The organism is Bacillus cereus group sp. RP29 (genome assembly GCF_040459765.1).
Classification (GTDB): Bacteria; Bacillota; Bacilli; order Bacillales; family Bacillaceae_G; genus Bacillus_A; species Bacillus_A paranthracis.
In genome coordinates this window covers 5,027,501-5,032,500 of sequence record NZ_JARVHN010000001.1, presented here as the reverse complement: position 1 = coordinate 5,032,500, position 5,000 = coordinate 5,027,501, and the positions used below count along the sequence as shown (strand labels likewise).

The window sequence follows — 5,000 nt, the reverse complement described above, 5'->3', positions numbered from 1 at the left end:
CATCGCTCAACGGATAAAAGCTACCCCGGGGATAACAGGCTTATCTCCCCCAAGAGTCCACATCGACGGGGAGGTTTGGCACCTCGATGTCGGCTCATCGCATCCTGGGGCTGTAGTCGGTCCCAAGGGTTGGGCTGTTCGCCCATTAAAGCGGTACGCGAGCTGGGTTCAGAACGTCGTGAGACAGTTCGGTCCCTATCCGTCGTGGGCGTAGGAAATTTGAGAGGAGCTGTCCTTAGTACGAGAGGACCGGGATGGACGCACCGCTGGTGTACCAGTTGTTCTGCCAAGGGCATAGCTGGGTAGCTATGTGCGGAAGGGATAAGTGCTGAAAGCATCTAAGCATGAAGCCCCCCTCAAGATGAGATTTCCCATAGCGTAAGCTAGTAAGATCCCTGAAAGATGATCAGGTTGATAGGTTCGAGGTGGAAGCATGGTGACATGTGGAGCTGACGAATACTAATAGATCGAGGACTTAACCATATAATATGTAGCAAATGTTATCTAGTTTTGAAGGAATATACCTTCAATAGTTTGGTGATGATGGCAGAGAGGTCACACCCGTTCCCATACCGAACACGGAAGTTAAGCTCTCTAGCGCCGATGGTAGTTGGGACCTTGTCCCTGTGAGAGTAGGACGTCGCCAAGCAACTAAAAACACAAGTCTTTTGACTTGTGTTTTTTCGTGTTTGGTAAACAATATTATACTGTTTCAATTATAGACGAACGTTGTATTCTGATGTCTTAATCATGGATATAGGTTCATCATACGCATTGAATATAAAACTATAATCGTTATTTGGCGATATTGGTTTAGTTTCTAATTCATAATAAATGTGACTGGGGCATATTGCGTTTTTTAACTCATCAATTACTAACCGTGCAAGATAATGAGGAGAATCACTAAATTGCCAAGCTGTAACAAATCCTAGTTTTTTACGGTTTCCCCAATAAGTATCCTAGTTACCTCACTTTAATAAATAGTTTAGCCTCTTTATAATTCTTGGGGAAGGTCTTTATATGCTGTGTCTTTGTACGCATTTGAAACTTGTATCTGTGTGTCGCGAATTAAGAAAGATAGTATGTTTGGAATGAATATGGTTTATAAAAATATACGATCCCTATACAGCATTGTCCAGTAGACATCTAGATTAATGGAGGGATGTTTAATTTTTAAATTGTGCCGTACGGTAAAGGCTAAAAGTGCTTGAAGGATATTCAGAGGGATTGCCACTATGCTATATTCAAGTAAGACAGAGGTGAAATGGATAAAAAACCGATATTTCAACTTGAATATCGGTTTAATAATATGTGACTTATATGAATCTATAGCAATACGAAAAGTGTAAATAAGACAGCTAACAAAATGCGATAGTATGCAAAAGGTTTTAAACCTATCTTCTCTAAAAGCTTCAGAAAAGTTACTACTGCTAGCATTGCTACTATAAAAGAGGTAATGAACCCTACTGCAAACATAGGGATGTCATCGACACTTAAATACTTCCAGCTTTTTAGTAAGTCTAAGCCTGTAGCCCCAACCATTACAGGAAGAGCTATTAGAAACGAGAACTCTGATGCAGTCTTATAATTTACTTTTGCTAATAGACCTCCAGAGATAGTAGATCCTGCTCTAGAAAAGCCAGGGTATACTGCTAAACATTGAAATAATCCAATTGTTAATGCTTGATGGTATGTTAAATCGTCCAGTGAGCAGGCGGTTGCCTCTTGCTTTTTTACTTCTGCAAAGATCATAAGAATTGCCCCTGCTACAAGTCCAATCACAACAGTATATGGCTGAAATAAGTAAGTTTTAATAACATCATGTAGTAGTAAACCAGCAACTACTGCCGGAAATACGCCAAGAAATACATGGAACGCGTTGAATTTATTCTCCTTCCGTAGAAGAGGCTTAATATTACATAAAGATACGAGACGTTTATGATATAAAATTGCAATAGCTAAAATTGCGCCTAGTTGAATAACAATTTCAAATGTTTTCGCTCTTTCTCCTTCAAAGCCTAATAAATGCCCGACTAATATAAGGTGGCCGGTAGAAGAGATAGGTAAAAATTCAGCTAACCCCTCTACGATACCGAGTATGAAGGCAATAATGATATCGCTCATAGTTTCACTCCTAAAAATTAATGAATGTCTACTCTCTTAAAATAGAATAGTGTTGCGATAAATCCGAAAATCGTTGTTGCTGCAATGATCATATAAGAATACTCTGGTGGATATGTGGGTTGTAATTCATTATTTGCGATATCTAAAGTGGCGATCCAGGGAAATAAATCTTTATGTTTGGAATTTACGAGCATAAGATTAGTCATTGTAATAATGACTGTTAATATAATAGGCGGTACATAGCTCTTCATTACAAGAGTTAATAGAACAATAGGTGAAGACAATAGAAAAAGAAGTCCACCACAGGTTAAAAATTTTAGGAAAGAACCTAAAAGTAAAGCAGTGTTAAAACCAGGGAAGTTCCCCAATAGCCCTAATATTAAAGTAAGCGACCAAGCAACTAAAGTTAGCATCATGATCCAAAGGAAAAGAATGATGAACTTACTTATAATAAAACTAATACGTGACACGGGGATAGTTAGTAAATTTTTTAATGTGTCTTCTGCATATTCACGGGTAAACAGATAAGCAACTACTACTCCATATAAGGGGAACCCTATAACTAAAGTAGTGTATAAGTTAACTTCAGTGAATAATTGATGGAACCAAATAGTCGGAGTTGGCTGTTTGGTTTTTATATGTATATAAGAAGCTACTACGACTAAGAAAGGTGCGACACCAGCCCCAATAATACTAATTAAAAACATATTAGAGCGTTTTAGTTTTAATAGTTCTGTATAGAGTAGGTTAACCAATTGTTCCACCTCCAACTAGTTTGGTGAAATAATCTTCTAATCTGTCTTCGCTCATCATCATTTTTAATACTTCAATATCATTTAGAACAAACGTTCTGTTGATGTATCCTTGTTGCCCGAAATGAGAGTAAATGCGAATATTCCCTTCATCATGTACCTCATAATCGAAAATTTGAAATTGATTTTCTAATAACATCGTAGCCTTACTGTCATTATTCACCTGAAATTCTATGTATTTACGGTTTGCTTTGCGTAGCGTATCAAGAGAAACTTCTTCTAGTAACTTTCCTTCGTGAATAATTCCGATACGATCAACTAACTGTTCTACCTCGGCTAATATGTGACTAGAAATGAGTATCGTTATATTCCTTTCTTGAGCTAAAGAATGAATAAGTTTTCGCATTTCTTTAATCCCGATGGGGTCTAGTCCGTTAGTTGGTTCATCTAATATAAGTAGTTCGGGATAATGGAGAAGGGCGCGTGCAATTCCTAAACGCTGCTTCATGCCTAAAGAATACTTTCCCACTAACTTTTTTGTTTCATGTTGCAAGCCTACTATTTCTAACGCTTCTTCAATAGCATTCTTTTTGTGAACCCCAATTATCTTTGCGTTAATTAATAAGTTTTCTTTTGCAGTTAAGTTTTCATAAAACCCTGGAACTTCAACGATAGAACCAATTCTACTTAAAATATCTTTTTGATTTTGAAATAAGTCCTCTCCGAATATTTCGATAGTTCCACTTGTAGGCTTTATAAGACCGAGTAGCATACGAATGGTTGTTGTTTTACCAGCACCGTTACGACCTATGAATCCATAAATCTCTCCCTGTTGAACGTTAATATTTAGATTATCTACGGATTTTTGATTGCCATATACTTTAGTAAGATTAGTTGTTTTTATAATTGTATTTATAGGAGACACCTACTTTCTATAAGTTCTTACTTACATGATAAGCAGGAAGGTTTAACTGCATATTAATCATTTCTTAACTATTTCTTAAAAGTATTGTGTTTTGGAATGGAAAATCCAAAAGTGGTTCTTTCCCATGGATTACTTTCAACCCATATATGCCCGCCATTCTTTTCAACGAGCGCTTTAGAAATAGAAAGTCCGAGACCGCTACCACCAAAAGAGGAGTTTCTTGATTGTTCGCTTCGGTACATTCGCTCAAATATGTTTTGCAAATCATGTTTTGGAATACCAGGGCCTTTGTCCCAAATAAGAAGTTCATATTCTGTATCGGTTTCTAATAGTTCGACTCCTACTGTTTTCCCATCCTTTCCGTAATAAATAGCATTTTTCATTAAATTACCTATAATTCGTATAAGGCTAAGTTGATCTGCCATGATAGGAAAAGTAGATTCTGGTATGAGAATTTGTAGTTCAATATTATGTTTTGAGAGCTCAGGTAAAAATTCAATCAAAACTTCTCTAGTAACTTCAGAAAAGTCGAGTTCTTCTTCTTTTAGTGGAAATTCGTTAGCATCTAGCTTCGCCATATTGAATATCTCATCAACTAGGTGCTTCAAGTTATTTGATTTCATATAAAGTATTTTAAGATATTCTTGCTTTTCTATTTCAGAAGCAGCAACCTCATCTTTTAAGGCATCAATATAGCCAATAATGGAGGTAAGTGGTGTTCGTATATCGTGCGAGATACTAGACAGAAGTTTTTTTCTAGATTCCTCAGACCTCTTTGCTTCAATCCGAACCTTTTCTAATTCAGCTATTAGTTCGTTTATTGAAAAAACGATATTATGTAATGAACGATCATTGCTTGTAAATAATCTTGCTTGTAAATTACCTTTTAGTACACGACTTAATTTAGTATCTATTGATTTGCGGTGCTGAATGAATTGTATTCTTGAAAAGAAGAGATACATTGTAATTAAGATAAGGGTAATAAATAAAGATATTTTTACCCTTGGGTCCATTTGTATATTTAAAAGCCCGCAAATGATAAGTTGTAATGAAATAAGGAAAAGGGTTTTATCAGTCTTCAAGCTGTTCACCTACAAACTTATAACCAATTCCCCATACAGTCTGAATGAATTTTGGGTTGGAAGGATCGACTTCTATTTTCTTTCTAAGTTTTCGAATATGTACCATAACGGTATTGT

5 protein-coding genes and 2 rRNA genes (2 of these 7 running past the window's edge) are annotated in these 5,000 nt (G+C 36.3%); 2 read left to right on the top strand and 5 right to left on the bottom strand.

Features of this window, described 5'->3' with window-relative positions:
* Together QCI47_RS26540 and rrf are read left to right on the top strand one after the other, a co-directional pair.
* Nucleotides 1-483, top strand: a 23S ribosomal RNA gene (locus QCI47_RS26540); it begins 2,440 nt to the left of the window's first position.
* A gap of 50 nt (nt 484-533) precedes the next feature.
* Nucleotides 534-649 (top strand): 5S ribosomal RNA (gene rrf, locus QCI47_RS26535).
* A 677-nt stretch (nt 650-1,326) separates the two neighbouring features.
* Here rrf and uppP read toward each other — a convergent pair.
* The 5 genes from uppP to QCI47_RS26505 form a co-directional block, all read right to left on the bottom strand.
* Nucleotides 1,327-2,124 carry an undecaprenyl-diphosphate phosphatase UppP gene (gene uppP, locus QCI47_RS26525; protein WP_001279966.1) on the bottom strand — a complete coding sequence of 266 codons (798 nt, stop codon included), beginning with the start codon at nt 2,122-2,124 and terminating at the stop codon, nt 1,327-1,329.
* 17 nt (nt 2,125-2,141) lie between these two features.
* Nucleotides 2,142-2,879, bottom strand: coding sequence for an ABC transporter permease (locus QCI47_RS26520; protein WP_000247724.1), 738 nt, complete (start codon nt 2,877-2,879; stop codon nt 2,142-2,144).
* The gene (locus tag QCI47_RS26515; protein WP_000074574.1) at nt 2,872-3,801 is read right to left on the bottom strand and encodes an ABC transporter ATP-binding protein; all 930 of its coding nucleotides are present in this window, start codon (nt 3,799-3,801) and stop codon (nt 2,872-2,874) included. Before QCI47_RS26515 ends, QCI47_RS26520 begins: the two co-directional genes overlap by 8 nt.
* A gap of 68 nt (nt 3,802-3,869) precedes the next feature.
* Nucleotides 3,870-4,883, bottom strand: coding sequence for a sensor histidine kinase (locus QCI47_RS26510; protein WP_000845341.1), 1,014 nt, complete (start codon nt 4,881-4,883; stop codon nt 3,870-3,872).
* Nucleotides 4,873-5,000: the 3' end of a response regulator transcription factor gene (locus QCI47_RS26505; RefSeq protein ID WP_000651988.1), read on the bottom strand. It continues 586 nt past the right edge of the window; 128 of the gene's 714 nt are visible here — the last part of the coding sequence; the start codon falls outside the window, past its right edge; the stop codon is at nt 4,873-4,875. Before QCI47_RS26505 ends, QCI47_RS26510 begins: the two co-directional genes overlap by 11 nt.

Excerpts from the sequence above, each read along its gene's own strand:
- uppP (WP_001279966.1), bottom strand. The coding sequence starts at position 2,124 with ATGAGCGATATCATTATTGCCTTCATACTCGGTATCGTAGAGGGGTTA.